The following is a 423-nucleotide window of genomic DNA, read 5'->3' on the forward strand; positions in this document are numbered from 1 at the left end:
GAGTACTGGTACCGGAACCTGCGGCAGACCGTCGAGCTGGAGACCACCACCCGCAGGCTGATCGCCGACGGGCATTCGGCGTTCGTCGAGGTGAGCCCCCACCCCGTGCTGCGGCTGCCGGTGCAGCAGACCGTCGAGGCCGCTGAGGCGGAGGCCGTGGTCCTCGGCACGCTGCGGCGTGATGACGGTGGACTCCAGCGATTCCTGACCTCTGCCGCAGAGCTGTTCACGCATGGCGTCCAGGTGGATTGGGCCGCCGCGCTGGAGGAGCGCGGTGGCCGGCGGGTCGAGCTGCCGACGTATGCCTTCCAGCGTGACCGTTACTGGCTCGAAGCGCCCGTGGGTGTGGGCGATGTGGGCTCGGTGGGGTTGGGCTCGCTGGGGCATCCGTTGCTGGGCGCGGTGGTGTCGCTGGCGAGCGGC

At 70.7% G+C, this 423-nt stretch carries 1 protein-coding gene; it reads left to right on the forward strand.

Features of this window, described 5'->3' with window-relative positions:
* Window positions 1-423, forward strand: a 423-nt coding sequence (locus KN815_RS40450; RefSeq protein ID WP_216346783.1) for an acyltransferase domain-containing protein, incomplete at both ends; no start/stop codon positions are given.

It is taken from the genome of Streptomyces niphimycinicus, from assembly GCF_018883605.1.
Classification (GTDB): domain Bacteria; phylum Actinomycetota; class Actinomycetes; order Streptomycetales; family Streptomycetaceae; genus Streptomyces; species Streptomyces niphimycinicus.